Annotated in this window: 20 protein-coding genes; 9 read left to right on the top strand and 11 right to left on the bottom strand. The window is 71.2% G+C overall.

Features of this window, described 5'->3' with window-relative positions:
- Window positions 1–110 precede the first annotated feature (110 nt).
- The 3 genes from CIK81_RS07540 to CIK81_RS07550 are packed head-to-tail and all read left to right on the top strand — an operon-like array spanning window position 111 to window position 3030.
- On the top strand, window positions 111–1160 hold the full coding sequence (locus CIK81_RS07540; RefSeq protein ID WP_241964061.1) for an ABC transporter substrate-binding protein: 1050 nt from the start codon (window positions 111–113) through the stop codon (window positions 1158–1160).
- Entirely contained in the window at window positions 1157–2212 is a 1056-nt protein-coding gene (locus tag CIK81_RS07545) for an iron ABC transporter permease (protein WP_241964062.1), read from the top strand. The genes CIK81_RS07540 and CIK81_RS07545 overlap by 4 nt, the downstream gene beginning before the upstream one ends.
- 20 nt (window positions 2213–2232) lie before the next feature.
- Complete coding sequence (locus tag CIK81_RS07550) at window positions 2233–3030, top strand: heme ABC transporter ATP-binding protein (protein ID WP_241964063.1); 798 nt, start codon at window positions 2233–2235, stop codon at window positions 3028–3030.
- Window positions 3031–3106: 76 nt separating this feature from the next.
- On the opposite strand, the gene CIK81_RS07555 is transcribed toward CIK81_RS07550, so the two are convergent.
- From CIK81_RS07555 to CIK81_RS07575, 5 genes are all read right to left on the bottom strand, one after another.
- Window positions 3107–5911 carry a hypothetical protein gene (locus tag CIK81_RS07555; protein ID WP_114355582.1) on the bottom strand — a complete coding sequence of 935 codons (2805 nt, stop codon included), beginning with the start codon at window positions 5909–5911 and terminating at the stop codon, window positions 3107–3109.
- A gap of 706 nt (window positions 5912–6617) precedes the next feature.
- Window positions 6618–7469 carry a PHP domain-containing protein gene (locus CIK81_RS07560; RefSeq protein ID WP_096163584.1) on the bottom strand — a complete coding sequence of 284 codons (852 nt, stop codon included), beginning with the start codon at window positions 7467–7469 and terminating at the stop codon, window positions 6618–6620.
- Window positions 7470–7866: 397 nt separating this feature from the next.
- Window positions 7867–10200, bottom strand: a complete 2334-nt coding sequence (gene metE / locus CIK81_RS07565) for a 5-methyltetrahydropteroyltriglutamate--homocysteine S-methyltransferase (RefSeq protein WP_096163585.1) — start codon at window positions 10198–10200, stop codon at window positions 7867–7869.
- A complete protein-coding gene (locus CIK81_RS07570) occupies window positions 10197–11135 on the bottom strand; it encodes a methylenetetrahydrofolate reductase (RefSeq protein ID WP_096163586.1) in 939 nt (312 codons plus the stop codon). The genes metE and CIK81_RS07570 overlap by 4 nt, the downstream gene beginning before the upstream one ends.
- 182 nt (window positions 11136–11317) lie before the next feature.
- Window positions 11318–12835 carry an MFS transporter gene (locus tag CIK81_RS07575; RefSeq protein ID WP_114307197.1) on the bottom strand — a complete coding sequence of 506 codons (1518 nt, stop codon included), beginning with the start codon at window positions 12833–12835 and terminating at the stop codon, window positions 11318–11320.
- 163 nt (window positions 12836–12998) lie between these two features.
- On the opposite strand from CIK81_RS07575, the gene CIK81_RS18715 reads away from it, so the two are divergent.
- Entirely contained in the window at window positions 12999–13538 is a 540-nt protein-coding gene (locus tag CIK81_RS18715) for a TetR/AcrR family transcriptional regulator (protein WP_096163588.1), read from the top strand.
- 265 nt (window positions 13539–13803) lie between these two features.
- Here the strand turns inward: CIK81_RS18715 and CIK81_RS18750 are convergent, their stop codons facing one another.
- Both CIK81_RS18750 and CIK81_RS07590 read right to left on the bottom strand, forming a co-directional pair.
- Complete coding sequence (locus CIK81_RS18750; RefSeq protein ID WP_096163589.1) at window positions 13804–14874, bottom strand: transglycosylase family protein; 1071 nt, start codon at window positions 14872–14874, stop codon at window positions 13804–13806.
- Between the two features lie 287 nt (window positions 14875–15161).
- Window positions 15162–15905: a GolD/DthD family dehydrogenase gene (locus tag CIK81_RS07590; RefSeq protein ID WP_096163590.1), complete on the bottom strand. Its 744-nt coding sequence runs from the start codon at window positions 15903–15905 to the stop codon at window positions 15162–15164.
- Between the two features lie 213 nt (window positions 15906–16118).
- Here CIK81_RS07590 and CIK81_RS07595 point away from each other — a divergent pair, with 213 nt between their 5' ends.
- The 5 genes from CIK81_RS07595 to CIK81_RS07615 all read left to right on the top strand — a co-directional run bounded on the left by CIK81_RS07595 (window position 16119) and on the right by CIK81_RS07615 (window position 21675).
- Complete coding sequence (locus CIK81_RS07595; protein WP_158541958.1) at window positions 16119–17414, top strand: esterase family protein; 1296 nt, start codon at window positions 16119–16121, stop codon at window positions 17412–17414.
- A gap of 82 nt (window positions 17415–17496) precedes the next feature.
- Window positions 17497–17949 carry a hypothetical protein gene (locus CIK81_RS07600; protein WP_096163592.1) on the top strand — a complete coding sequence of 151 codons (453 nt, stop codon included), beginning with the start codon at window positions 17497–17499 and terminating at the stop codon, window positions 17947–17949.
- Complete coding sequence (locus CIK81_RS07605) at window positions 17946–18878, top strand: hypothetical protein (RefSeq protein WP_114355599.1); 933 nt, start codon at window positions 17946–17948, stop codon at window positions 18876–18878. Before CIK81_RS07600 ends, CIK81_RS07605 begins: the two co-directional genes overlap by 4 nt.
- Window positions 18879–19025: 147 nt before the next feature.
- Window positions 19026–20582, top strand: coding sequence for an MDR family MFS transporter (locus CIK81_RS07610; protein ID WP_114355583.1), 1557 nt, complete (start codon window positions 19026–19028; stop codon window positions 20580–20582).
- Between the two features lie 484 nt (window positions 20583–21066).
- The gene (locus CIK81_RS07615; protein WP_096163595.1) at window positions 21067–21675 is read left to right on the top strand and encodes a hypothetical protein; all 609 of its coding nucleotides are present in this window, start codon (window positions 21067–21069) and stop codon (window positions 21673–21675) included.
- Window positions 21676–21729: 54 nt separating this feature from the next.
- Here CIK81_RS07615 and CIK81_RS07620 read toward each other — a convergent pair whose 3' ends face one another.
- The 4 genes from CIK81_RS07620 to CIK81_RS07635 all read right to left on the bottom strand — a co-directional run bounded on the left by CIK81_RS07620 (window position 21730) and on the right by CIK81_RS07635 (window position 25878).
- Window positions 21730–21912: a hypothetical protein gene (locus CIK81_RS07620; RefSeq protein WP_096163596.1), complete on the bottom strand. Its 183-nt coding sequence runs from the start codon at window positions 21910–21912 to the stop codon at window positions 21730–21732.
- A complete protein-coding gene (locus CIK81_RS07625; protein WP_255411058.1) occupies window positions 21912–22841 on the bottom strand; it encodes a class E sortase in 930 nt (309 codons plus the stop codon). The genes CIK81_RS07620 and CIK81_RS07625 overlap by 1 nt, the downstream gene beginning before the upstream one ends.
- A 162-nt stretch (window positions 22842–23003) precedes the next feature.
- Complete coding sequence (locus tag CIK81_RS07630; protein ID WP_141393682.1) at window positions 23004–24137, bottom strand: hypothetical protein; 1134 nt, start codon at window positions 24135–24137, stop codon at window positions 23004–23006.
- A gap of 310 nt (window positions 24138–24447) precedes the next feature.
- Complete coding sequence (locus CIK81_RS07635) at window positions 24448–25878, bottom strand: MFS transporter (RefSeq protein WP_096163598.1); 1431 nt, start codon at window positions 25876–25878, stop codon at window positions 24448–24450.
- Between the last annotated feature and the right edge of the window lie 307 nt (window positions 25879–26185).

The raw sequence follows: 26185 nt of genomic DNA on the forward strand, positions 1-26185 counted from the left end.
ACACGTTTACAGTGAGGCCAGCCTTGCCTAACCTCCAAGGTCTCCCCTGCATCAGCCTTCGCGTGCCGTCGCCTCAGAGGTCTCCGGCATGCCCGAGCACAAGGACCCCCGTGCACCTCTCCCGTCGTCGCCTCGTCACCACCGTCCCGGCCCTGGCCGCCCTCGCCTCCCTCGCGGCATGCAGCTCCTCCGCGAGCGAGCAGAGCTCCGGCGCCTCCGATGCGGGCGGCGGCGCGGTCGCGCCGGGCGCTCCCGCGGACCTGCCCGACGGCTGGACCTGGGTGGAGGGCACCGACGTCCCCACCGCCGACGCCTCCCCGTCGCTCCCGGTCACCGTGACCGACGGAACCGGCACCGAGGTCACCATCGAGGATCTCTCCCGCACCATCGTCGGCGGCGAGGACGTGGCCGACATGATGGCCGCTCTGGGCCTCGCCGACCTGATCTACGCCGCCCCCACCAACTCCGTGGCCCAGGCCGCTCTGGACGCTCCCGAGCAGTACGAGTTCTCCCAGCAGACCGGCACCGAGGGCCTGCTCTCGGTGGACGGCACCTGCTTCATCGGCAACAACGTCAAGCGTCACGGGGACGTCGCCGAGCAGTTCCGCTCGGCGGGGCTCTCCGCCGCAGTGGTCGACGACCAGCAGGCGGTGGTGGACAAGATCCGCAGCATCGGCGAGCTCATCGGGGACCCCGAGGCCGGCGAGGAGCTGGCCGCCGCGGTCGAGGCGCAGCTGGCCGAGGCCTCCGACTCCGCCGGTGACGGCGCCAAGGCACTGCGGGTGCTGGTGGTGACCTCCTCCGGTGCGGGCGGCGCGAACGCCGTGGTGGGAACCGGCACCGCCGCCGCGGACATCCTCGAGGCCGTGGGCGCCGTGAACTGCGGGGTCGAGGCAGGGCTGCGCGGCTACTCCGTCGAGTTCAGCGACGAGGGCCTGCTGGACCTCGCCCCGGACGTCATCATCACCGGCACCGGCGACCTCGAGGAGTGGGGCGGCTTCGAGGGGTTCCTGGAGGCCTTCCCGACCCTCGCGCAGACCCCGGACGGCCAGGCGAACAGCTTCGTGCTCATGCCCAGCGAGCAGATCAAGGTCTCCGGCTCCGCGGTCGGCGCGGGCGCCGTGGCGCTCGCGGCCGCACTGGCGGACCTCGCGGCGTGAAGCGAGCGCTCACCGAGCGCACACGCCGCGTCCCGCTGGGCGCGGCGCTGCCGGTGGTGGCCGTCGTGCTGGCGATCGCGATCGTGGTGGCCATCGGCTCCGGACCGATCGAGCTGACCCCGCGCACCGTGCTCGCGGTCGCCGGTCACGAGATCCTCGGCCTCGGCCCCGGCGCCGGGCCGCTCGAGACGACCGTGGTGATGGACCTGCGGATGCCGCGGGTCCTGTTCGGCGCGCTCACCGGCGCCGCCCTCGCCGTCTCCGGTGCGGCCCTGCAGAGCCTGTTCCGGAACCCGCTGGCCGATCCCGGCATCATCGGCGTGAGCGCCGGCGCCTCGACCGGTGCCGTGGGAGCGATCGTGATGCTGCCCCCGATCACCGGTGCCCTGGTGGCGTGGGTGGTGCCAGCCTCCGCCTTCGTCGGCGGCCTGCTCGCCACCGCCCTGATCTACGCGCTCGCCCGCCCGTCGGCGGGGACCGGCACCGCGCGCCTGCTGCTGGTCGGCATCGCCGTCGGCGCCGCGTTCAGCGCCGCGACCGGGTTCTTCACCTTCGCGGCCGACGACGACGAGCTCGAGTCCGTCGTGTTCTGGCAGATGGGCTCGCTGGGCTCGATCAGCTGGCTGCGCCTGGCGATCGTGACCCTCCCGGTTCTGCTCGGGCTGGGACTGCTGATGAGCCTCGCACGGCGGCTGGACCTGCTGACCCTCGGCGAGCGCCAGGCCAAGCACCTCGGACTGGACGTCAACTCCACCCGGCGCCTGGTCATCGTGATCACCGCGCTGCTCACCGGCGCGACCGTCGCCTTCACCGGCACGATCGGGTTCATCGGCCTCGTGGTCCCGCACATCGTGCGCCTGCTGTGCGGGCCGGGCCATCGCGCCCTGCTGCCCGTCTCCGCAGTGCTCGGGGCGCTGCTGATCGTCGTGGCCGACACCCTCTCGCGGGTGGTCGCTCCCCCGGCGGAGGTGCCGATCGGCCTGTTCACGGCGCTCATGGGCGCGCCGTTCTTCCTCGCCCTGGTGATGCGGTCCCGGGCGGTGCAGCTGTGAGCGCGCGTCAGCACGGCCCCGTGCCCCAGGACGGTCCGCCGTCGGGTCCCCGGCCCTCGCCCACTCCCTGCCTCGAGGTGCACGGCGCGGGGTTCACGATCGACGGCGCCCGACTGCTCGAGGACGTCTCCTTCACCGCCTCCCCCGGAGAACTGGTGGCGATGGTCGGTCCGAACGGGGCCGGGAAGTCCACCATGCTGGCGCTGCTGGCCGGGGACCTCGTGCCCACCACGGGAGAGGTCACCCTGGCCGGCATCGCACCGCATCGGTGGACGGCGAAGGCCCTGGCCCGCGAGCGCTCGGTGATGACCCAGCAGCACGGCCAGGCCTTCTCCTTCACCGTGCGCGAGCTGGTGGAGATGGGCCGCGCTCCGCACGACGCCTCCGACGAGGACGACGAGATCGTCGCCGCGGCCCTGGTCGATGCGGAGATCGCGGACCTCGCCGAGCGCGACGTGACCACGCTGTCCGGCGGCGAGCTGGCCCGCACGGTCTTCGCCCGCACCCTCACCCAGAGCGCCGCCATCGTGCTGCTCGACGAGCCGACGGCGCCGCTGGACCTGCGGCACCAGGAGCTGCTCATGCAGCGGGCCCGCGAGCTGGCCGACGAGGGGCGCTGCGTGCTGGTGGTGCTGCACGACCTGTCGCTCGCGGCCCGCTTCTGCGACCGGGTGGCGATGTTCTCGGCAGGACGGCTCGCCGCGCTCGGCGCGCCCGAGTCGGTGCTGACCCCGGAGCGGATCGAGGACGTCTACCGGCAGAAGGTCGCCGTCCTCGCGCACCCGGTCACCGGCCGCCCGCTCGTCGTGCCGGTCTGAGCAGACCCGCTCGGCAGCCCCGCCGGGTCCGAGCGACCCGGCGGGGACATGGCCGCTCGGGTCCGGTCAGGCCGGGTCACCACCAGCCGTCGTCGAACTCCACGGCCATTGTGCCGTCCTCGCCGACGGTCACGGTGCCCGAGACCGAGAACGAGGATTCGTCGGTCTCGTCGGTGGGCTCGTCGTCGGACCCCCAGCCCTCCTTCTGGTAGGAGTACGTGGCCGCGCCGGCGGACGAGGACGAGCCGAAGTACCAGCCCTCCTCGCCCTCCTCGACCTCCACCGTGGGATAGGAGTCGATCGTCCAGGAGCCGCTGTCCTCCACGACGCCGTAGGCGTAGGCGCGGAACGGGCAGCCGTCGGGGCTCTCCTCGGTGCTCGTCGCGCACTCGTCGAGCAGCGCGTCGACCTGGGTCTGGACCTCCTCCATGCCGGACTCGGACAGGCTGTAGCCCGGGGCGGCGTACAGCTCGTACCAGTCGTCCGGATCGGCCGAGACGTAGGCGACGCTCTCGACGGCGGCGACGAGCTCGGAGGACTCCGGCAGCGTCACCGTGTACTGCCCGGGCAGCACGGCCGCCGGTGCGTAGTAGCCCTCGGAGGTGTCGAGATCGGAGACCGCGACCTCCTGGCCGTTGACCAGGAGGGTGGCCGCCCCGTCCGGGATCACCAAGGCGAGCGTGGCGTACTCGGTCTCGGCCATGGTCCAGTCCGGGAACACCACCGCGGTGCGTCCGCTGCGGTCGACCCGGTAGGTGCGCGTGGTGGTCACGCCGTCCTGGGTAACCTTCGCGGTGACGGTCGCGCTCTTCGAGCCGCTCTCTTCGGAGCCGACGATCTCGAAGTCGCTGATGCGGTTCTCCGCAGCGCCCGCGATGTCATTGGTGAGCAGCGCCTGCTGCGCGGTGGGCACGTTCGGCGCAGCGATCTCGAGCGCCTGCTCGGCGTCGCCCGCCTGGACGGCGCCGAGGTAGGCCTCCACGCGCTTCTCCGGGGAGAACACGGTGTTCGAGAGGACCACGAAGGTGACGATCAGGCCGATGACCAGCACGATCCCGGCGCCGACGACGACCGCCCCGGCGAGGACCAGCTTCCGAGTCCTCGGGGACAGCGACGCGGCGGCCGCGGTGATCTTCCCGGTGGAGTTCCCGGCGGCGCCGGGCTCGGCGGTCGAACCGTCGGCCCCTGCAGCGCCACCGGCACCACCGGCACCAGCGGCACCAGCAGCACCCGCAGCACCCGCGAAGGAAAGTGCCCCGGCGGTGGCTCCGATCGGCATCGTGGCATAGCGCCCGGCGGCAGCGGTTCCGTCGGCCGACGTCGGCACGGCCTCGTGCGCCTGAGCCTGCCCGGCATGCTGGGCGGAGACGGTTCCGGCCTCGACGACGCCGTCGGCGTTGATATCCGTCGGGATCCCCTGCGCCGAGGGCGCGAGAGAGAAACCGCCGTCGGGTGCGGCCCCTGCGAGAGGTGCGGAGTACGTGAGAGGCCCGGAGCCGGCCGGACCGGCTGCCGAAGAGGCGCCCGCCGCGCCGACGGCACCCGAGGTCACGCCCGCGGCGGCGGGAGCCAGCGGCCTGCGGAACCAGGACAGTGCCGCGGACGGCAGGAACGGGGTGAGGAACGGGGCGACGAAGCGGCTCAGCAGCTCGACGATCACGCCGGCCATCATCGCCAGGAGCGGCGTCCACGCGGCCAGGCCCACGGAGGCCCCGATCCGCATGTCGCCGAAGAAGAAGCCCCCACCGGAGAGCCGGGCCGCGACGGACGCCTGCGAGAGCACCAGCAGCACGAGACCGCCGAGGAAGTACGCGGCGGGCAGCGCGATCCACGAGACTCCGAGCGAGACGACGTGATGCGGGACGATCCGGCGCTGATGCTGCCAGAGCAGGGAGGCGAGCAGCAGCGCGAGGCCGCCGAGGAGCAGCCCGCCGAGCCAGGTGTACCAGGGCAGGGAGAACATCGTCGCCCGTTCCGTCCCGTTCATCCCGTCCATGAGGTAGCTCAACGCGCCCGCACCGTCGATGTTCGCGGTGGCCGCGGACAGCATGTCCAGACCCGTGACGAACGACAGGACATGGCCACCGATCAGCGGCAGCAGCAGGAGCACGTAGATCATCGGAGGCGTCTCGCCGTCGATCAGTGCCTGGATGGTGCTGACGATGGTCACCCCGCACAGGCCGAGCACGGTGACGATCAGGGCGTGGGAGACGGCGAGCTTGAAGGCGGCCGGGAGGTCCGCGACCAGCGGCCACCAGCTCCGGCGCGCGCGCACGGTGAGCCGACCGAGGGCGAGCGACAGGGTGATCAGGGCGAAGGCGCCGAAGAAGGTGTCGAATCCGGCTGCGTGCAGACTGATCGAGGCACCCGCCTCGGCCGGGACGCGCTCGGCGAGGATGAAGGCGGAGAGCACGGTGAACAGCGCCACCCCGAAGCCGGTGAGGACCGACGTGGTCCAGATGCCGAGGAGACCGGCCCGCTGGCGCTTCTGCACGAAGCGCCCGCCGTAGAAGGCCAGCAGCACCATGACCAGGGTGATCCCGAACGGGAGGATGCGGAGACCCGCTCCGAAGCTCACGCCCTCGATGGTGCCGTCGACGTCGAAGGACCCGAAGGTCGCCATGGCGACGAGCTGGAAGGGCAGGCGCAGCAGGGAGGCGACGCCGCTCCCCGCCTCGGCCTGGTCCATGTCCACGGACTCCAGCGCCGAATCCACCGGGTTGCCCAGACCGTTGACGACGATGGCGACCACCGACAGCACCACGGCGACGATTGCCATCAGGAACGCCCCGGCGTATGCGATGGCGCCCACGGCCAGGGACTGCAGCGGATTGACCAGGCCGACCTCGCCGAGCTTCCGGGTGATCTCCTCGGGCGTCATGCCGGGGGCTGGCGCGGCGGGGGCGGTGTGCTCGGCGGAGGTGGGGCCGGCGGCGCCCTGCGGGGCGGGCGACCCCGCCCAGGCCGACGAGCCGTAGGGCGCCGGCGAAGCCTGTTGCGGAGCCGACGATCCGTAGGGTGCCGGCGATCCATAAGGGGCGGGCGAGGCCTGTTGCGGAGCCGGAGACCCATAGGGTGCCGACGAGCCGTAGGGTGCGGGTGACCCATAGGGTACGGGCGATCCATAAGGGGCGGGTGACTCATACGGCGCCGACGCATTCTGCGGAGCCTGTTCCGGCGGAGTCGACGGTGGATACTGCGGCGACTGCCCTGCGCCTCCGTCGTGCTGCGGCGGATCCTGCGGACCCTGCTCCTCACCAGGCACAGTCATGTGCTTCCCCTCCGGGTCGTCGAATGTCTCGAATCGACGTGGTCCCCAGAGCTGGCCCGTCGGCAGCACCCGTCGCACTCTCGTACTCAGGTTTTATCCGGATGGCCCCCACGCCGCTCTCAGGTTATCGACAGACGACCAGAAGGCCAAGGGGTCACCGCCCGATGGGACGCGCTCCTCACCCTCGCTGTGGCAGCGCTGACGGCGGGACAGCTGGCAGGGCTGGCAGCGGGGGACGAACAGGTGCGGGAGCGGGCGGCGCGAACGGCGCGAACGCTGCGAACGGCGCGAAGCCTGAGGCGTGGGGCGGTGAGCCTCAGCGCGTCCAGAGGTCCCGAGGATCCGAGCCAGCCCGGAACCCGACGCTCTCGACCATGGCGACGGCCTCGGGGAAACCGTGGGCGAGGCTGTGCGGAGCATGCGAGTCGCTGCCGAAGCTGATCGCGCGCCCGCCCTCCTCGCTCCACCACTGCGGCATCCAGGGCCACAGTCGGCGCGTGTTCATCTCGAGCGCCCGTCCGCTCTCGGCGATCGCACGCATCGCCGCCCGGAACTCCTCCTCGACATCCCGGGGGTCGAGGGGGCCGCGGGCCTCCTCCGGCCAATACCGCAGGGCGTAGTCGAGGTGGGTCACGACCTCGAAAGGCTCGTCACCCGCCACCAGGGCCGGGATCTCGGCGAGGTAGCGGCGGACCACCTCGTCGGCCGGAAGTCGGCGGAACAGGGTGTTCGGCTCGGCCCGACGGCCCTCGAACTCGAGGGTGTGCAGAGAGCCGATGATCCGGTCGAAGCGCGAAAGGTCGAGCTGCCGGCGAGCAGCCCCGACGCGCAGGTGGGGCTGGCCGAACTCGAGGCCCGTACCGATGCGCAGCTGCGGGTAGGCCGCACGGCAGCGCTCGATGCTCTCGAAGTAGCCGTCCACGTCGAAGCGCGGGACAGTGACGATCCCGTCGTCCCCGAGCAGATGGGCCTCGTGTGCGCCGAAGTCCTCGGAATCGCTGAACCAGGCGTCCTCGAGGTCGAGGTGCTCGGTGAAGAACAGGGCAGGCAGGCCGATGCGCACGGCGCGAGCGCAGGTGGCGTCCATGGTGCCGCGAGCATCGGAGTCGGGGCCGCCCGTGTCCCAGGAGAACTCGCTGTGCACGTGGCTGTCGGCGGGGAGGTTCATGGGTCCAGCCTGCCATGACGCGGTGCTCGTGGACACGGTGCTCGTGGAGACGGTGCTGGTGGACACGGTGCTGGTGCCCAAGAACCGGGGCAGCTCGCCGCGCCCTCTCTGCCTCGCCACAGGCCGGGCCGGGCCAGGCCGGGCCAGGCCAGGCCGGGCCGGGCCAGGCCGGGCCAGGCCAGGCCGGGAGCAAATGTGAGCTGTGGACCTATCCGCTCGGGCTGGATAGGTCCACAGCTCACATTTGTCGCGTGAGGCCGTGCCGCGTCGGGCGGCAGGCGTCGGAGGGCCGGTTTGCTGCGCGAGGCCGTGCCGCGTGAGGCCGTGCCGCGTCGGGTCGTGCTGCGTCGGGTCGTGCCGCGTCGGGCGTCGGGAGGCAGGCGCCTGGTGTCGGGTGTCAGAGGGCGGCTGGGGCTTCGACCTCGGCGCGCACCTCGCGGGTGGCCTGGACGAGGTGGCGCAGGCTGGCCTCGGTCTCGGCGTAGCCGCGGGTCTTCAGGCCGCAGTCGGGGTTCACCCACAGCCGCTCCGGGCCCACGGCCGCGCGGGCGCGGCGCAGCTGGTCGGCGATCTCCTCGGCGCCGGGCACGCGCGGGGAGTGGATGTCCCAGACGCCCGGGCCGATGCCGCGGGGGAAGGCACCGGGGTCGATCGCCTCGAGGATCTCGCCGCGGGAGCGGGCCGACTCGATCGAGGTGACGTCGGCGTTCAGGGCGTCGATCGCGCCGACCACCACGTTGAACTCGCTGTAGCAGAGGTGGGTGTGGATCTGCGTGGCCGCCTCGACCCCGGAGGTGGCCAGGCGGAAGGAGCGCACCGACCAGTCGAGGTAGTCGTCGTGCTCGGCCGTGCGCAGGGGCAGCAGCTCGCGCAGGGCGGGCTCGTCGACCTGGACGATGCGGATCCCGGCGGCCTCGAGGTCGGTGACCTCGTCGCGCAGGGCGAGGCCCACCTGGGCGGCGGTGTCGCCGAGGGGCTGGTCGTCGCGCACGAAGGACCAGGCCAGGATGGTGACGGGGCCGGTGAGCATGCCCTTGACGGGGTGCGGGGTGAGGGACTGGGCGTAGGTCGACCAGCCCACCGTGATGGGGGCGGGGCGGTGCACGTCGCCGAACAGGATCGAGGGGCGGGTGCAGCGGGAGCCGTAGGACTGCACCCAGCCGTGCTCGGTGGTCGCGAAGCCCTCGAGGTTCTCGGCGAAGTACTGGACCATGTCGTTGCGCTCGGGTTCGCCATGGACGAGGACGTCCAGCCCGATCTCCTCCTGCAGGGTGATCACGCGGGCGATCTCGTCCTTCATGGCCTGCTCGTAGCCGGCGTCGTCCAGCGTGCCCCGGCGATGCGCTGCACGTGCCGCGCGCACCTCTCCGACCTGCGGGAACGAGCCGATCGTGGTGGTGGGCAGGTCCGGCAGGCCGAGGGTGCGCCGCTGCGCCTCGGCGCGGACGGCGTACTCGTCGCGCTCGGTGTCGGCCGGTCCGGCCGCCGCGACGCGCTCCCGCACGGAGTCCACGCGCACGCCGTCGAAGGTGCGCGGCACGGACCGAGGACCGTCCACGGAGCCGGCCTCGACCTGGCCGCCGGCCAGGGTGACGATCTCCGCGATCTTCTCGTCGGCGAAGGCGAGGGTGGCCACGAGCTCCGCGGCCAGCGAGGTCTCGAGCTCCAGCGTGTGCGGGACGTGCTGGAGGGAGACGGAGGTGGACACGGAGATCGTGTCGGCCGCTCCCCCGGCCTCGGCGACCCGTGAGCGCAGCTCGGCCAGGCGCGCGGCGGCCGTGGGCAGCTCGGTGCGCCACACGGAGCGGCCCTCGACGAGACCCGCGACCAGCTGGGTGGAGCCGATGCCGGCGAGCTGGTCGGTGGTGGGCAGGTCGCCGCGGGTGAGGTCGATGTGCGCCGCTTCGACGCCGGTGGCCAGCAGTGCGGGAAGGAGGTCCCCGATGCCGCCGTAGGGCGTGGTGACCAGCAGCTGCGGGCGGTCGGCGCCCTCGGCGAGGCGGCCGACGGAGCGCTGCAGGGCGTCGGCCAGCTCGGTGGCGGACAGGCGCTGATCGGCGGCGAGCGCGGGCTCGTCCAGCTGCACCCAGGGCGCTCCGGCGGCGGCGAGCTGCGCGAGCAGCTGCGCATACACGCCCACGACGTCGTCGAGGCGCTCGAGCGGGTCGAAGCCCTCGGGCGCACCGTCCTGCGCCTTGGCCAGCAGCAGCAAGGTCAGGGGGCCGACCAGCACGGGGCGGGTGCCGGCGCCGTCCTCGAGCGATTCGCGGAAGAGGTCCACCACGCGGGCGGAGGCGAGGTGCAGGTCGGTGTCCGGGCCGATCTCGGGGACCAGGTAGTGGTAGTTGGTGTCGAACCACTTGGTCATCTCCAGCGGCGGCTGCTCGGCAGTGCCGCGGGCGAGCGCGAAGTAGCCGTCGTCGTCGACCGTGCCGTCGGCCCCGATCACCGAGGCGAAACGGTCCGGGACGAGGCCCACGGCGAGCGCGGCGTCGAGCACCTGGTCGTAGAGGGAGAACGACTCGGGTGCGGCGGCCGCGGCGGAGAGGCCGAGCTCGGCGAGGCGGGCACGGGTGGCGCGGCGCAGCTCGCGGGTGCGGCGGGCGAACTCGGCATGGTCGATGCGACCGGCCCAGTAGGCCTCCTCGGCCTTCTTCAGCTCACGGCCCGGGCCGATCCGGGGGTAGCCGACGGGGGTCGCGGCGGGAAGCGGGGTGGTCTGGGCGGTCATCGGGTCTCTCCTTGGGTGGTGGACCAGCGGTCCAGGTCGAGGTGGTCGAGCACGTCGAGCGCGTCGCCGTGGGAGTTGAAGGTGAACAGGTGCAGTCCGGGGGCGCCGGCGTCGAGCACCCGACGGGCGAGGTCGACGGTGAAGCGCACGCCGATGCGGCGTCGCTCGACGTCGTCGGAGGCGATCTCCAGCTGGTGGAGGAGGTCGCGCGGCGCCTCGACGCCGCTCATCTCGGCCAGGCGCTCGAGACGTCGAGGATTGGTGGCGGGGACGAAGCCGGGCACGAGGGGCAGACGGATGCCGGCGGTCTGCGCCCGCTCCAGCAGCCGGCAGTAGGCGGAGGCGTCGAAGAACACCTGGGTGATCGCGAAGTCCGCGCCGGCCCGCTCCTTGGCCACCAGCACTTCGGTGTCGTGGCTGGTGGTGGCCGATTCGGGGTGGCGGTGAGGGTAGGCGGCGACCCCGATGCTCACGCGACCGCCGGCCAGGGTGGCGGTGCGCTCGCGCTCGATCTCGCGGATCAGCTCGACCAGCGGGCGGGCGAAGGGGATCTCGTCGTCCTCGAGCCGGTGCCCCTCGGGCTGGTCTCCGCGCAGGGCGAGGATGCCGCGCACCCCACGGTCCAGCAGGGCGTGGATGATCGTGGTCAGCTGGGCCCGGGTGGAGCCGATCGAGGTGAGATGCACGAGCGGTCGCAGCGCGGTCTCGGCGAGGACGTGCTCGGTGACCTCGAGGACGCGTGCGAGATTGCCGTGGCCGGCCCGGCTGGTCACGGAGACGTAGTCCGGCGCGGTGGCCTCGAGGTGGCGGATGGTCTCGCGGAGCCGCTCGAAGGATACGTCCGACCGCGCCGGGAACAGCTCGTAGCTGAGCGCAGGACGGTGGCGCACCGGGGCGGTGCGTTCGAGCTCGGGCAGCGTGGTGGTCGCGGACATGCCCGGAAAGCTACGGTCGCGCCCGGCACGAAGGGAAGGAAGATGTTCCCGTGTGAACCCCCGCGAAGCAGGACTCGGCCGGCCGATGCGCGGGGGTCATCCGGGATCATGCACGGCGGCCCGGCACGGCAGCCCGGCACGGCGGCCCGGCACGGCAACCCGGCACAGCGGCCCGAGGCGGCTCAGACGCGCGGACGCAGGGTCCGATGGGCGAGGACGGCGGCGATCACCATGAGGACCGCACCGATGGTGCTGGTCAGCACGACGCCGGAGTCGAAGGCGGTGCGTGCGGACTCCAGCAGCGGCCCGGCGATGTGCTCGGGCAGGTCCCGGGCGACGGCGGTGGCCCCGCCGAGGGTCTCGGAGGCGGCCTCCCGCTGGGTGCCGGTGAGACCGGCGGGCAGCGCGATGTGGTGACCGTAGGCCGCATTGAGCAGGCTGCCCAGCACCGCGGTGCCGAGCACGGCGCCGGTCTCGTAGGCGGTCTCCGAGATCGCCGAGGCGGCTCCGGCCTTCGTCGGCGGCACCGCGGCGAGGATCAGGTCGTTGCTGAGGGTCTCGGCCGCGCCGATCCCTGCGCCGAGCAGGCAGAAGGCCCCCAGCAGCACCAGGTCGCTCCCCCAGGTGCCGGTGAGGGCCACCAGGGTGAAGGCGACCGCGTTCAGCGCGAGGCCGCAGGTGATCACGACATGGACGGGCACGCGGCGCACGATCCGCACCACGAGGAGTCCGGCGACGATCGTCACCAGCAGCCCGGGCACGAGCACCAGCCCGGCGTCCATCGGTGAGCGCCCGCTGACCAGCTGCAGGTGCTGGGAGATGTAGTACAGGAAGCCGACCAGGGAGAACACGCTGAGCAGGTTCGCGAGCACGGCTCCGGTGAACACCGGCCGTGTGAACAGGGAGACGTCGAGCATCGGCGAGGGCCGAGACAGTTGCCGGCGCACGAAGGCGACACCCGCTGCGACGGCCACCGCCAGGCAGGCCACCACGGGCAGGCTCGGACCGCTGGCCGCGAGGGTCTTGATCGCGAACACCAGCGGGGTCATGGCGCCCAGCACCAGCAGCACGCTCAGCGGATCCACCGGACCCGGGGCAGGATCCCTCGATTCCGGGATGAGGGCGGGGCCCAGGATCAGCAGCGGCAGCATCACGGGCACGGCCAGCAGGAACACCGCACCCCAGGCGAAGTGCTCCAACAGGAGGCCGCCGACGACCGGGCCGAGCGCCGCACCGCCGGAGAAGGCCGCCGCCCAGATCGCGATGGCGGTGCGGCGCTGGGTGGGGTCGGCGAAGAGGTTCCGGATCAGCGAGAGCGTGGCGGGCATCAGCACGGCCCCGAACAGTCCCATCAGCGCGCGCGCTGCGATCAGGGTGCCGGCATCCGGGGAGAGGGCGGCCAGTGCGGAGACCACCGCGAAGCCGGCGCTGCCCACGAGCAGGAGGCGGCGACGACCGAAGCGGTCCCCCAGGGAGCCCATGGGGACCAGCAGCCCGGCGAGCACGAGCGAATAGATGTCCACCACCCACAGCAGCTGCTGGCCGCTGGGGGCGAGCGCCTCGCTGATCGCCGGCAGCGCGAAAGACAGCACCGTGTTGTCCACGGAGATCAGCAGCACGGGGAGCATCAGCACCACGAGCGCCGCCCAGGTGGATCGCGTGGCGCGGGCGGGCGCGGAGCTCTCGAGATCGGGCAGCACAGGCACCTCCGGGCGCGGGCGGGGAGTTCGATCAGCGGGTCTGTCAGGGTGTCGGTCAGGAGGTCGAGAGGGCGCTGGCGGCCTCGCGACCCGACCTAAGCTAAACCGTCCGGACGGTACAGTTCAAGGGGTGGCGGAGCGGTTCACCAGTAAGGTCGGTCTCATGTCAGCTCGCGATGCACTGCTCGACGCCTATCAGTCGCTCCTCCTCACCGAGGGTCAGCGCGCCACCACCCTCACCGCCGTCGCCGCCGAGGCCGGGGTCTCCAAGGGCGGCCTGCTCTACCACTTCGCCTCGAAGGAGGCGCTCGCGGAAGGCCTCCTGGAGCGGCTCGACGAGCTGCTGGGAGAGGACCTTGCCGAGATGGCCTCCGCGGCGGACGGACCCTCCCGCTACTACGTGCGCACCTCGGTATGGACCGGCGGCGCCCTCGACCGGGCCTTCGTCGCGGTCTCGCAGCTGGCTCAGGAGGCTCACGCGGGGGCCCGCGAGGCGATGAACCGCGCCCGCCGGCGCTGGCTGGACCTGATCCGGGAGGAGGTGGGCGAGGAGGTCACCGCCCAGGCGATCCTGCTGCTCGGCGACGGCCTCTACTTCGACGCCGCACTCAGCGGCGGCACGGACCCGGAGCGCGAGGACGTGTTCTCCGCCATGGACCTGCTGCCGATCGTGGACCGGCTGCTGGCCGCCGCCCGCGCCTGAGGATTCGTCAGCACGCCCCGCCGCACCAAGGCGTCGAGCACTGCGCCACGATCACGGCGTTGAGCCAGAAACCCTCATCGAATCCTCGTGAGCGGCCGACTCTCATCTTCCTGGCGACCCTCGTTGCAGCATGGTGGCCGTTTCATGGGTTTCGCTCGTCAAACGCCTTCAAGCACTTTGCGGCGCGCTTACCTATCCGCGTGGACCGGACCGAAGAGCCGGTGCGTGCCACGTCGTACGCACCGGCTCTGTGACGAATCGGTCGTCAGTTCGCGTTGAGGTACTGCTGGAGCGCCTTGACGGTGGCGTAGTTGGTGCGGAAGTCCCAGACCCCGTTGCTCTTCTGGCCGATCGCCGCGCGCAGCTTGGCAGTGGTCTCGGACCCGATCTTGCCGTCGGCCTTCGCCCCGACCTTGGACTGCAGGGCCTTGATGTCGGAGGTCGACAGGGAGCCGTCGGCCGTCACCCCGATCCACGACTGCAGGGAGCGCGTGGTGGCGGGACCGAATTTCCCGTCGACGACGAGCTTCCCGGCCGACGAGGAGCCGCCGGTCGAGCCGCCGGTGGAGGGAGCGGGGGTGCTCGCGGCGGGCGCGCCGCTGTTCAGGAACCGCTGGAGCGCCGTAACGCTCGAGGAGTCGGAGCGGAAGTCCCAGGCTCCGTTGCTCTTCTGACCGATGGCGGCACGCAGCTTGGCGGTGGTCTCGGACCCGATCTTGCCGTCGGCCTTCGCCCCGACCTTGGACTGCAGGGCCTTGATGTCACCGGTGGACAGCGAGCCGTTCTGGCTCACCCCGATCCACTTCTCCAGCGCGCGGGTGGTCGCGGGGCCGAACTTGCCGTCGACCACGAGATCACCCGAGGTCGAGGGGGCGCTGGACCCGCCCGAGGAGGAGCCGCCGGGCTGGGCGTTCGCGTCCGCGCCGCCGTTGGCCTTGGTCAGGCCCGCGCGCTGGCCGCAGGTGGGCCAGGCGCCGGGGCCCTGCTGGGCGAGGGTGCGCTGGGCGACGGCGATCTGCTCGGCCTTGGAGGCCGTGTTCGCCGTCGCGGCGTAGGCGGTGCCACCGAACGCCTTCCAGGTGGAGCTCGAGAACTGCAGACCGCCGTAGTAGCCGTTGCCGGTGTTGATCGACCAGTTCCCGCCGGACTCGCACTGGGCGACCTTGTCCCAGACGGACTGCTCGGCGCTCGCGACGCCGGCTCCGGCCACGCTGAGGCCGGCGGCGACGACGGCACCGCCGGTCGCGGCGGCGACCTTCGGGGCCACGCGCACGCCGCGGAAGTACACGGGCGAGCCGTCGGCGCGATGAGTGGGAGTGCGGTGCAGTGCGGACATCGGGGAACTCCTGGGGAGGGGAACGGGAAGGCGCGGAACGGGAGGCGTCCGATCGGGACGATGTCGCCGATCATTCGCTGCGTCGCAGGTGAAGAACCTGCGCGCCCGCGGTTCGCTGTCTGTAGCGTGCCCCGGACTCACCCCGGGAAAGAGATGTCAGACCAACTCGGGCCGCATTCTTTGTCATGGTTTTGCCGAAAGTACGATTTTCGAGAACAACACCGGTGGATTTACCGAGTACAAGTCCGCATCCGACCGCTCGCACCGCTCTCACCGCTCTCACCGGCTCAGATGACGGAGCGGCCCCCATCGATGCGCACGTTCTCCCCGGTGATCATCGCGGAGTCCTTCCCGGCCAGGAAGAGGGCCAGCGAGGCGATCTCCTCGGGCGTCACGAAACGTCCGGCAGGAATCTGCGCGCGGGCGTTCTCGCCCTTCTCCCCCACCCAGATCTCCCGTGCGAGCGCGGTATCGGCGATGGTCGGCGAGATGGCGTTGATGGTGACCCCGCGGTCTGCCCATTCCACGGCGAGCACGCGGGTGAATCCGAGGACTCCGGCCTTGCTCGCGGAATAGGCGGCATGCTCGGGCAGCCCGATCTCCGCGGCCTGGGAGACGATGTTGACGATGCGTCCGTAGCCGGCCTCGAGCATGGCGCGGCCGGCAGCCTGGGCCATGAAGAAGCTGCCGGAGAGGTTCACGGCGAGGGTCGAGCTCCAGTCCTTCTCGGAGAGGTCCTCACCGGGAGCGAAGCGGCCGATGCCGGCGGAGTTCACGAGGATGGTCGGGGCGCCGATCTCGGCGACGACACGATCCACCGCGCCGGCGGCCTCCGAGGCGTCGGCGATGTTCGCGCTCACGGCGAGATGGCCCTCCCCGGGAAGGCCGCCGATGGCGTCGGCGAGCGCGGGCGCGATGTCGACCCCCACGATCCGGGCGCCCTGCTCGGCGAGCCGGGCGGCGACGGTGTGGCCGATCCCGGCCGCTGCGCCCGTGACGATGGCGATCTGTCCGGTGAAGTCGGTGCTCATGGGAGCGTCTCCTGTCCTGCGGCGGCGGGCCCGGTGCGCGCATCCCGGTGGTCAGGATCCGCGGCGGCCGATGACTGCGTGCTCGCGATGTGATTGCCTTGTGCTTCCATTGTCCCTCTTCCCTCTCGTCCCTCTCTTCCCTCTCTTCCGTCTCCCGGTCAGCCCTGCCCGTCCGCCGCTAGCCCGACGTCCCGCCTCCCGATGGAGCTGCCGATGCCTCTGCCCGCCTCCGACGATCTGCTGTTCCCCGCCGCGCTGTGGCAGCCCCGCCCTCGCTCCGGCGGCCCGGAGGAGCCGCTGCCGATCACACGGCGCGACGAGCTGGGGATCGAGACTGCCGCGGCCTCGGCCGACGGCCCGCCCCCTGGTCCCGGCCCGGCGTTCGGGGAGGGCCCCCGGGTCATCTCGCGGGGCGGCGACACGGCGCTGGTGCACTTCCGGCACGCTGCACGCGCGGCGACGGCGGTGGCGCTGCAGGCCAACGGCTGGTGGCGGCCGGAGCCGCGGGAGGCCTGCGATCTGCGGCCGACGGGGAACGGCTGGTGGGAGGGCACCTTCGAGGTCCCCGCGGACTGGCGCGCCACCTACGGGTATGTCGAGCACGAGGAGGACGGCGACCCGCCCTGGTGGGAGTCGGGGCTCAAGGATCCCGGCGCCCCCGTGGTCTCGGACCTGTCCAATCCGCGGCGCCATCGGGCGGCGCGCGGAGGCGCGCAGCGCGCGGTGATCTGCGTGCCGGACGACGGACCGTTCACCCCGGGCCTGGTGAGGGACGGCGAGCCCTCCCCTCTCCTGCACACCCTGGCGACGCGCGAGGGTGAGCCGGTCACCCGGTGGTGGGCCTCACGGCCCGGCGATCCGGGCTGCGAGGACTTGGATCCCTCCGCGCCCCTCCCCCTGCTGATCGTCACGGACGGCCTGCAGCACGTCGACCAGCTGGGCACACCCTCCCGGCTGCGCCGCGGAGTGGCGGCCGGGATCCTGCCGCCGCTGGCCGCGGTGTTCGTCGAGTCCGGGCCGTCCCGCAGCGAGGTGCTGGGGGTGCCCGGCGGTCACGCGCGCTGGATCGCCGAGCAGCTGGCGCCGCGGCTGCGGGAGGAGGGCCTCCGCGACAGCACCGGAGACGTGCCGCTGACCGATCAGGCCTCGCGGACGATCGTGACCGGCTCCAGCTTCGGCGGGCTCACCGCACTGTTCGCCGTGGCACGGGCACCGCAGCTGATCGGTACCGCGATCGCGCAGTCGGTGTCCCTGTGGCGCTACGAGGAGGGGGCGCTCGTGGAGCCGCTGCGTCGGGCGGCCCGGCAGCACCCGTTGCGACTGCGCCTGCATGCCGGGCGCTTCGAGGGCACCATGCCCGCGCGGGCCGCGGCCCTGCTGGACGGGCTCACCGCAGGCGCAGGCACCGATGACCGGCTCGATGCCACCCTCGCCGTGCACAGCGGCGGCCATGACTGGGCGTGGTGGCAGCCGATGATGCTGCAGGAGCTCGCCGCACTGCTGCGCTGAGCGCGAGCCAGCGAGCCAGCGAGCCAGCGAGCCAGCGAGCCGGCGAGCCGAGGGTGCCCCGGAACGTTCTAGGATCGTGCGGGTGACCGTCCCCCGTGCCCTGACCCCGCTGGGAGCCGCCTGGCGTGTGCTCGCACTGCTGGCCTGTCTGGCAGTGCTGGTCACCGGCCAGTTCCTCCGCTCGAACGACCTCTTCCCCTTCGGTGTGCTGGATCAGTTCTCCAGCGGCACCGATCCCGACGGCGAAGTGGTCAACACCTGCCTGCAGGGTCAGCGGGAGGGCGGCGCACCGTTCGACATCGACTTCGGCCCGCGCAGCGTCGGGATCGCGCGAGCCGATGTGGAGAACACCCTGCCCGCGATCGAGGCGGACCCTGATCTGCTGGCCCCGCTCGCCGCGGAGTACGACCGTCGCCACCTCGACGAGGAGCCGCTGAGCGTGCTCGTGCTGTGCCAGCGCATCACGACGCTGCGGGACGGCTCGGCCCATGGTGAGGTCGAATTCGTGGAGGTCACGAGGTGGACGGCCACATGAGATCGATCCTGCTCCCCACGCTGCCCACCGCGCGGATCCACGTGCTCCGCGTCATCGTGTACGCCTTCGTCATCCTGGACATCCTCACCCTCTCCGGGGACGTCGTCGCCCATGCCGGCAACGCCGAGTACTACACGCCGCTGCTGCTGGCCCGCATCCTGCATCTTCCGGCGATGACCTCACTGGTCGCGCAGCTCCTGCGGGCGCTGATCATCGTGGCCTGCGTGGCCGCCGTCGCCGGCGTGACGCCCCGCATCACCGGTGCCGTGGTCGCGATCGGCTACTGGGTGTGGATGCTCTACAGCCAGGGATACGGCTACGTCGCCCACGACCACATGGCTCTGATGGTCGCTGTCGCGGTGCTGCCGACGGTCGCGACGCCCCCGCTCTTCGGCGACGGCGGGTCGGTGGGCTCCGCAGCCGGCCGTCCGGCGGGATCCGCGGCCGACGGGTCCGTCGGCGGGGGCACGGTCGGCGAGGAGCCGCGCAGCGAGGCGGCCGGCTGGGCGCTGCGCTGCATCCAGATCGCGGTGGTGGCCACCTACTTCTTCTCGATCGTGCCCAAGATCCTCTATACGGGCTCCCTCGCGGCCTGGGCGAACAGCGCGATCCTCACCTGGGCATCGCTGCGCCGCGGCAGCGTGCTGGCGCACTGGCTGGTGGAGAACGCGCCCTGGATCTTCGTCCCCGCGCAGTGGGGCGGTGTCGCGCTGGAGGCCCTCTCCCCCGTCGTGCTCTTCCTGCGCGGACGCGCGCTGTACGTCGCGATCGCCGTGTACATGAGCTTCCACCTCGCCACCCTCGTGCTGCTGGGCATCCACTTCCTGCCCACCGTCATCTGCTGGGCGGCGTTCCTGCCGCTGGAGCGCTGGCGCGAGCTGGGCCGTGGCAGACGGGCCCGGCGGCAGGCGGACCAGCCCGGCGTTTAAACGCTGGCCCCCTGCGCCCGGCCCACCTAGTCTGCTCCGGTGCCTATCGACCCCCGCACCCCAGAGCACGTCACGCAGCCCGGGCCTCCCGAGCACATCACGCACCACGAACCCCCAGAACAGCCAGAGCACCCAGAGCACTTCGCCATGACCCCCTCAGAGCCCTCCCGCGCAGCAGACACCATCGACCCGCGCAGCCGCAGCGTGATCATCCTGCTGCTGGTCAGCGCGTTCGTCGTGATCCTCAACGAGACGATCCTGTCGGTGGCGCTGCCGCCGATCATGGACGACCTCGACCTCGCGGAGACCACCGCGCAGTGGCTGACCACCGGCTTCATGCTCACCATGGCCGTGGTCATCCCCACCACCGGATATCTGATGGGGCGCTTCTCGACCCGTCAGGTGTTCACCATCGCGATGACCACGTTCACCGTGGGAACCCTGATCTGCGCCGTCTCCCCGTCGTTCCTGCCGCTGCTGGCCGGTCGCATCGTGCAGGCCTCGGGCACCGCGATCATGATGCCGCTGCTGATGACCACGGTAATGAACCTGGTGCCGCCCTCGAAGCACGGCATGGTCATGGGCAACATCTCGATCGTCATCTCCGTGGCCCCGGCGCTCGGCCCCACGATCTCCGGGCTGATCCTGTCGTTCGCGCCGTGGCGCGCCCTGTTCCTGCTGGTGCTGCCGATCGCCGTGATCGCCCTGCTGTTCGGGCTGCGCCGCATCGAGAACGTCGACGAGGCCACCGCCCAACCCGTGGACCTGCTGTCCGTGGCGCTGTCCGGCGTCGGCTTCGGCACCCTGGTGTACGGGCTCACCGGCATCTCCGGTGGTCAGGACCAGTCCGCAGCGGCCGACGCCGCGTCCGACGCCGTCTCCGGCGGGGCGCCGACCGCGGCGATCGTCTGCCTCGTCATCGGGGTCGTCTCGCTCGCGCTGTTCGTGTGGCGCCAGGTGCTGCTGCAGAAGGTCGAGCGCGCACTGCTGGATCTGCGCACCTTCGCCACCCGCAACTTCAGCGTCGCGGTGGGGCTGATGGTGGTGATGATGGGCGCCATGTTCGGCGTGGTCGTGCTGCTGCCGATCTTCCTGCAGCGCGTGGCGGAGCTGTCCACCCTCCAGGTGGGTCTGATGATGCTGCCGGGTGGCCTGGCGATGGGCCTGCTCGCCCCGCTGGTGGGCCGCCTGTTCGACAGGGTCGGGCCGCGGCCGCTGCTGGTCCCGGGCCTGATCGCCGTGGTGATCGGCATCGGGATCATGTCTCGCGTGCCCGAGCAGGCGTGGCTGATCGTGGTGGGCCACGTGGTGATGTCCCTGGGCCTCGCCTTCGTGTTCACGCCGCTGATGACCACTGCCCTGGGCTCGCTGCCCAAGCGTCTGTACCCGCACGGCTCGGCGATCGTCGGCACCGTGCAGCAGGTGGCGGGCGCCGCCGGCGCCGCGCTGATGGTCTCGATCATGTCGCGCGTCGCCTCCGGAACCGTCGCGGACGGCGGCACCCACCTCGAGGGCATCGCGAGCGGCACCTCGGTGGCGTTCACGCTCTCGGCAGTGCTCGGCGTTGCGACCGTGGTGATCGCGCTGTTCATCCGCCGCAATCCGGCCGACGCCGCGAACGCGCCGGTCGCTGCTGCGGAGGCTCCGAAGAGCTCCGAGGGACCGGACGTCCGGTCCTCGGAGGGCCCGGGCGCCGCCGGCTGACGGCGGACCTTCGCCACCGGCCCGTGGGTGCATGCCATGATGGAGCGTGCGTAAAGACCAGCCATCTGAGCCGACGACGGCGGACACCCCTCCCACACCGCGTCGATCCCCTGTCGCACGTCGCACGGCGGGCAGCCCCAGAGCGCTCCGATCCCCTGATCGGCACCCGCGGAATCGTTCGGGGAACGTCTCTGAGCCGCGCTGGCACCGGCGCGCGCAGAACACGGTCGTCGCCGTCCTTCTTCTTGGAGCCGTGTGCGTTGCAGGGTGCACGCCTCAGGCCCCGGCCGGCGACGTTCCGTCCACCTCCTCGAGTGGCGCCACGGACGATTCCACGAGCTCGCCAAGTGAGGACCCCGCGACCGTTTCGTCCTGCAGGTCGTTCTGGGGCGACCCAAACTATGGTGCACGGCTGTCCAGGGATGTTCTCGACCGGGCGGCGACCGCGCCGTCAGCTGGCCCCAGCGATCCTGATTTCTATGCGTTGACCGGCGAAGACGTTGAGAGAGAGTTCTCGGAGGCGCCTGCGCCGATCAGAGAGGCTGCCGACCCGCTGGCGACCTGGATGCGCGAGCAGCCTGCGCGAGGGAGCGACGCGGATCTGGACGCCTTCGAGGACGCGTGGGCCGGGCTGGCCTCCGCCTGCGCACCGTCTTCGGAGGCCGCAGCATGGGTCGGTGGGGACGGCGAGGCCAGCACGAAGCCCGCCGCGCTCGTCTGCGCAGATGTTTTCGATACACCCTCGACGCTGACGATCTTTCATAACGCCAACGTCCTGACGTCGAACATGTTCAAGCTGGTCGGACGCAGCGCCATGACAGTCCCCGAGGACCGCATCGACGAGGTGCAGGCCACCAGAGATCTCCTCGAGGAGGAGATTGACGTGGTCGACGACGATGCTGTTCGCGAGGCCCTGACAGATATTCAGCAGCCGTTCACCGATGCCCTCCACGGCGATCTGTATTCGGATGGCCTTCAGGAGCCCCTGGATCGACTTGGCCCCGCCTGCACGGATGCCGGGTATTTCGTGTCGCCTTCCGATGACGACAGCCAGCACGATGGAGACGACAGCCAGCACGATGGACTTGCATGACCATCGCCGTGCCGACGGAGCTCGCGGGACGGGCAGCCATGTCCTGAGGCGCGTCTATGGCCCAGCCGGTGCGTCTCCGTGCGTCTCGACGAGGCCGTCGTTGAAGGGCATGTAGGGCGCGATGGCAGGGAAGACCACACCGAACAGCGCGACGATGATCACCGCGAGGAGAAGCACGGTGATGGCGATACGCACCCATAGGGTGCCGGGGAGGTGTCGGAACATCCAGGCGTACATCAGATGCGCTCCTCTCGGGATACGGATTTCGGCGCGAGAGACGAACTGAGCGCGGTGTTCCATGTCGGCTCCGCGGTGGAGGCTGCACCGAGCTCTGGGGAAGCGCCCGCGGTCTCGGCATCGTCACCGGACGCGGCCGCGAGGAGCGAGGGGCTGTATGCAGCTGCACTGGCATCGGGGTCACCCTGCTGGGAACCGTCGGTGGCGAGAGCTTCAGGGATGCCATCGTCACGAATGGTCCAATAGGCGAATTCTGCGTGGACGATGTATCGCTCGCGCGCTGAGTACATCGGGTGGCAGGCGGTCAGCGTCATCATCTGTTCGGTCGGTTCGATGTCTGGCTGGCCAGGGGTGGGCGCTATGACTTCGGCCGCGCTGGGGTCAACGATGAGGGACTCGGTGACCTCGTAGACATAGAAAGCGTCAGCGGTTTCGATGACGACGGGGTCGCCCGGCTCAAGGCGCGCGATGCCTTCGAAGACGCGTCCATAGGTGTTGCGGTGGCCGGCCACAGAAAAGTTGCCCACCTGGCCCGGCAGGGCGGTCTCCGGATAGTGGCCGGCGCCCTTGACGTTCAGGACGCGCTCGAGGCTCACGCCCTCGGCCAGAGGAAACCGGTCACGGTCGAACTTGGGCACGTGCATCGTGCCCCACACCTTGTCCTCTCCGAGCACGTCGGGAACAGGCGGCGGACCATCTTGACGCGGAGCGATCCGCTCGGCATCAACCTCTCCCCATTCGTCCTCGAGTCCGGCGAGGATGCCGGACTGGTCGCGGTCTGCGACCACGTCAGTCCACCACAGCTGCCAGACCAGGAACAGCAGCAGAACGGCACCGAGGGTGAGGAGCACTTCGCCGAGGACTCCGGCGGCCGTACGGAGTCGACCGCCGCGTCTGGCGCGGTCAGGGCAGGCAGGGCGTGAGGCCATCGTCCAGCTTTCGAAAACGTGAGGGTCTGAGCACCCTCGGAGTCGGGAAGAGGTCCACCCCGGTCGCGGCGGCGCCTCGGGGCCGCCAATGATCGAACACTACGGCGGAGCAGCTCTCGTACCCAGTATCCCTCAGTGGACGACGCTCGCCCCTGCGAAATGCTAGCTCCCCGCCGCGCAGGGATCCGTGTCCTCGTTCCACTTCCCTGCCATCGTCGAGACCGCGATGCCGTTGACGATCCCGGTCTCCGAATCGGTGCAGTAGGTGTAGCCGAAGCCGCTGGAGGACATCGACTCCAGGCGGATCTGCCCGTCCGGACCGATGTACGCGATGCTCTCGGCATCGATGCGCACCCGCTCCGCAGACTCCTCGCCCACTCCCTCAGCGTCCGTCGCGGTGAACTCCGCGACCGCGGTCGCACTCACGCTCCAGAGGAAGCTCTCCATCGGGTGCACGTCGATCTCGGGGGGATCGCGCAGTGTCCAGGTCCCTGGACCGTCCGGAGCTCTCAGCGTCTCCTCGTCCTCAGGGTCTCCCGGGCCCTCCGGGCTCTCGGGAGGTGGAGGCTCACCGTCACCGGGCTCGGACACAGCGAACGGGCAGTCCTCGACGAGGGACGAGGTGCTGCGCAGACACTCCTCGAGCTCTGCCCCCATCAGCCCCTGGACCTGCTGGCGACCGGCCTCGTCGAGATCGAGCTGCAGATCGTGGATCGGTTTCCGCCAGGTGCCCAGCACCGGCGGCGCCTCGAGTGCGACCCGGGGCGCCTCCTGCCAGGGACCGGGATCCGCCACGGTGATCTCGTAGGTGCCCGGCAGGAGCTGCAGCGCGACCTGCGGCGAGTAGGAGTTCTCCATGGAGACGAGGTCCGTCACCGACACGGGCTCCCCGTTGATCAGGACCTCCTGCACACCCACCGGCACATCGATGAGGAACTCCGGCAGGTGCACGGGCGCCAGATCCCAGCGGACAGGCGCGAAGGCGCTGTCGGAGCGCGAGGTGAGGTCCAGTCGGGCGGTGCTGGTCCGGTCGCCGTTGCCCAGCGTGACGGTGACCGTCGCTGTTCCGGCGGAGACGTCGACGTCATCGACCGTGAAGTATTCCAGGCGGCCGGTCGCGGATTCGAGGATCTCTGCGGTCAGCGCCGCGTCGCTGGCATCGGGAGCGTCCTCCACGTGCGCGCGCACCTGCTCCATGTCTCCGTCCACGATGGCTTGCAGGAAGTCGGTCGCCACCTGTTCGGGGTCGCCCGTGGTCGAGATCAGCCGAGGAAGGCCCACGGTGAGAGCGCCCACCAGGGCCAGGGCGAGGCCGATGGCGAGGACGCGCCGAGTGCGCGGAGACAGGCGCTGGCGGGGGTCAGCGTGGGGGGGGGGCCGGAAGCGGCACCGCTCGGGTCCGCACTGTCCCCGCTCGCGACGTCACGGGTCACGCCGTGCGTCCCGTACGCCCCTGGCTCACCGGGCAGAAGGGGCGCGGTCCGCGGATCGGTGTCCTCGCCCCACCCCAGCGAGAGCGCTTTCGCCCTCTCACCGCGCCGTCCAGCCCTGACCATTCGCATCCTCGCTCGGTCGCCGTCGCCCGCCCCTGTGGGCGATCAGCATGTCACAGCGCCCCGGGGGTCGCCTTCTCGCGGGCGCGGTCGGCGAAGCTCACTGCCATCGCGGCCAGGGTGAGCGCCATGATGATCACCAGGGCGATGACGAAGGCCTCGAGCCATTCGGTGCCGCCCTCGGTGAGGGAGAAGATGATGCCGGGGATCATGGCGGTGCCCACGGCGGCGCCGGTGCGCTGGCCCAGCTGCAGGATGCCGCCGGCGACACCGCCGAAGCGGGGGTCCACGGAGTTCAGGGTGAGGGTCTGGTTCGGGGAGACCGTCATGCCCTGGCTCAGCCCCATCAGCATGAGAGGCGCCGCCATCCACCAGAACGGGATGGACCCGCTCTCCACGAAGCCGACCAGCACGGCGGTCCCGCCCAGCCCGCAGAAGGCCACACCGAAGCCGGTGATCACCATGCGTCGGCCGAGGGTGAGCACGTAACGGCCCGCGACCTGCGAGGAGATCGCTGCTGCGACCGAGGATGGCAGGCCCATCAGAGAGGCCTCGAACGCGGTGTGCCCGAGGTGCATCTGCAGGTAGAGCGGCACGATGATCCACACGCTGGTGACGCCGAGGAAGTACACCGAGACGATGAGGATGCCGTTGCGGAAGGCCTTGTTCGCGAAGATCGCGGTGTCCACCATCGGGGGGCGCCCCGACCTGCGGTATCGCTGCTCCCACACCCACCACAGACCCAGCACGATCAGGCCGCCGGGGAACGCCAGCCACACCAGAGCGCTGTTCCCGCGCTCGAGGAAGGGCAGCATGATCCCGAGGATCGCCAGGCAGAGCAGGATGGCGCCGATCGGGTCGAGGTCCGGTCTGGCCTTGCCGCGGGCCTTGTCGTCGGGGATGAACTTGAAGGCGCCGATGATGGCGGCCACGCCGATCGGGACGTTCATGAGGAACATCCATCGCCAGCCCTGATCAGGGCCGAGCAGCTGGATCAGGGCGCCGCCGATGACGGGGCCGAGGGCGGTGGCCACCGCGACCGTGGTGGCCAGCAGTGCGAAGGCGCGGGCGCGGTCCTGGCCGCGGAAGTGCTGCTGGATCAGGGCGACGGTCTGCGGGTTGAGCAGGCCGGAGCCGATGCCCTGCAGGATGCGGGCGACGTTGAGCATCTCGACCGACGGGGCGAGGCCGCTGAGCAGCGAGCCGATCGTGAACACGCTGATGCCGATGACGAGCATGCGGCGGCGGCCGGTGGCATCGCCTGTGCGGCCGGCCGGGACCAGCAGCATGCCGAAGGCCAGCGCGTACCCGGAGATCACCCACTGCAGCCCGCCGGAATCCGCCTCGAGGCTCTCGCCGATCGCCGTGAGGGCGACGTTGATGACGCTCACGGCGATGAGGGCCATGAACAGGGGTGCGAGGAGGACGGCGAGCAGCGGCTTACGACGCACCGCAGCAGTCGGTGCGCTGGGGTTGGGGATCACGACGCCACCTTATGCATCCACTGCATTTTTGAGGAGGGTGTGGTGAGCAGAAGGACAGCGCACGCGGCGATCTGTTCGCGTGCCCACCGAGGCGCCGACTGGTCGCCGCGTGATCAGGGCGAGGGGTGCTCTCTGAGCGACCGTGCGGTCGGCACGGTCGGCACGGTCGGCGCGGCCACGGCCACGGCCACGGCCACGGCCACGGCCACGGCCACGGCACCAGGTTCGGTCAGCCCGTCCGCGGAGCCGCTCAGCGGCAGGTGAGGCCGATGGCGGGCCCGCCACCGGGCGTCACCCGTCGCCGACG

The sequence above is a fragment of the Brachybacterium sp. JB7 genome, from assembly GCF_003335205.1.
Classification (GTDB): Bacteria; Actinomycetota; Actinomycetes; order Actinomycetales; family Dermabacteraceae; genus Brachybacterium; species Brachybacterium alimentarium.

Bases quoted from the DNA above. Each gene is read 5' to 3' on its own strand.
- CIK81_RS07570 (WP_096163586.1), bottom strand. From the start codon at position 11,135: ATGTCCGCGACCACCACGCTGCCCGAGCTCGAACGCACCGCCCCGGTG.
- CIK81_RS07605 (WP_114355599.1), top strand. From the start codon at position 17,946: ATGAGATCGATCCTGCTCCCCACGCTGCCCACCGCGCGGATCCACGTG.
- CIK81_RS07610 (WP_114355583.1), top strand. From the start codon at position 19,026: ATGACCCCCTCAGAGCCCTCCCGCGCAGCAGACACCATCGACCCGCGC.
- CIK81_RS07620 (WP_096163596.1), bottom strand. From the start codon at position 21,912: ATGTACGCCTGGATGTTCCGACACCTCCCCGGCACCCTATGGGTGCGT.
- metE (WP_096163585.1), bottom strand. From the start codon at position 10,200: ATGACCGCCCAGACCACCCCGCTTCCCGCCGCGACCCCCGTCGGCTAC.
- CIK81_RS07560 (WP_096163584.1), bottom strand. From the start codon at position 7,469: ATGAACCTCCCCGCCGACAGCCACGTGCACAGCGAGTTCTCCTGGGAC.
- CIK81_RS07590 (WP_096163590.1), bottom strand. From the start codon at position 15,905: ATGAGCACCGACTTCACCGGACAGATCGCCATCGTCACGGGCGCAGCG.
- CIK81_RS07555 (WP_114355582.1), bottom strand. From the start codon at position 5,911: ATGACGCCCGAGGAGATCACCCGGAAGCTCGGCGAGGTCGGCCTGGTC.
- CIK81_RS18715 (WP_096163588.1), top strand. From the start codon at position 12,999: ATGTCAGCTCGCGATGCACTGCTCGACGCCTATCAGTCGCTCCTCCTC.
- CIK81_RS07595 (WP_158541958.1), top strand. From the start codon at position 16,119: ATGCCTCTGCCCGCCTCCGACGATCTGCTGTTCCCCGCCGCGCTGTGG.
- CIK81_RS07625 (WP_255411058.1), bottom strand. From the start codon at position 22,841: ATGGCCTCACGCCCTGCCTGCCCTGACCGCGCCAGACGCGGCGGTCGA.
- CIK81_RS18750 (WP_096163589.1), bottom strand. From the start codon at position 14,874: ATGTCCGCACTGCACCGCACTCCCACTCATCGCGCCGACGGCTCGCCC.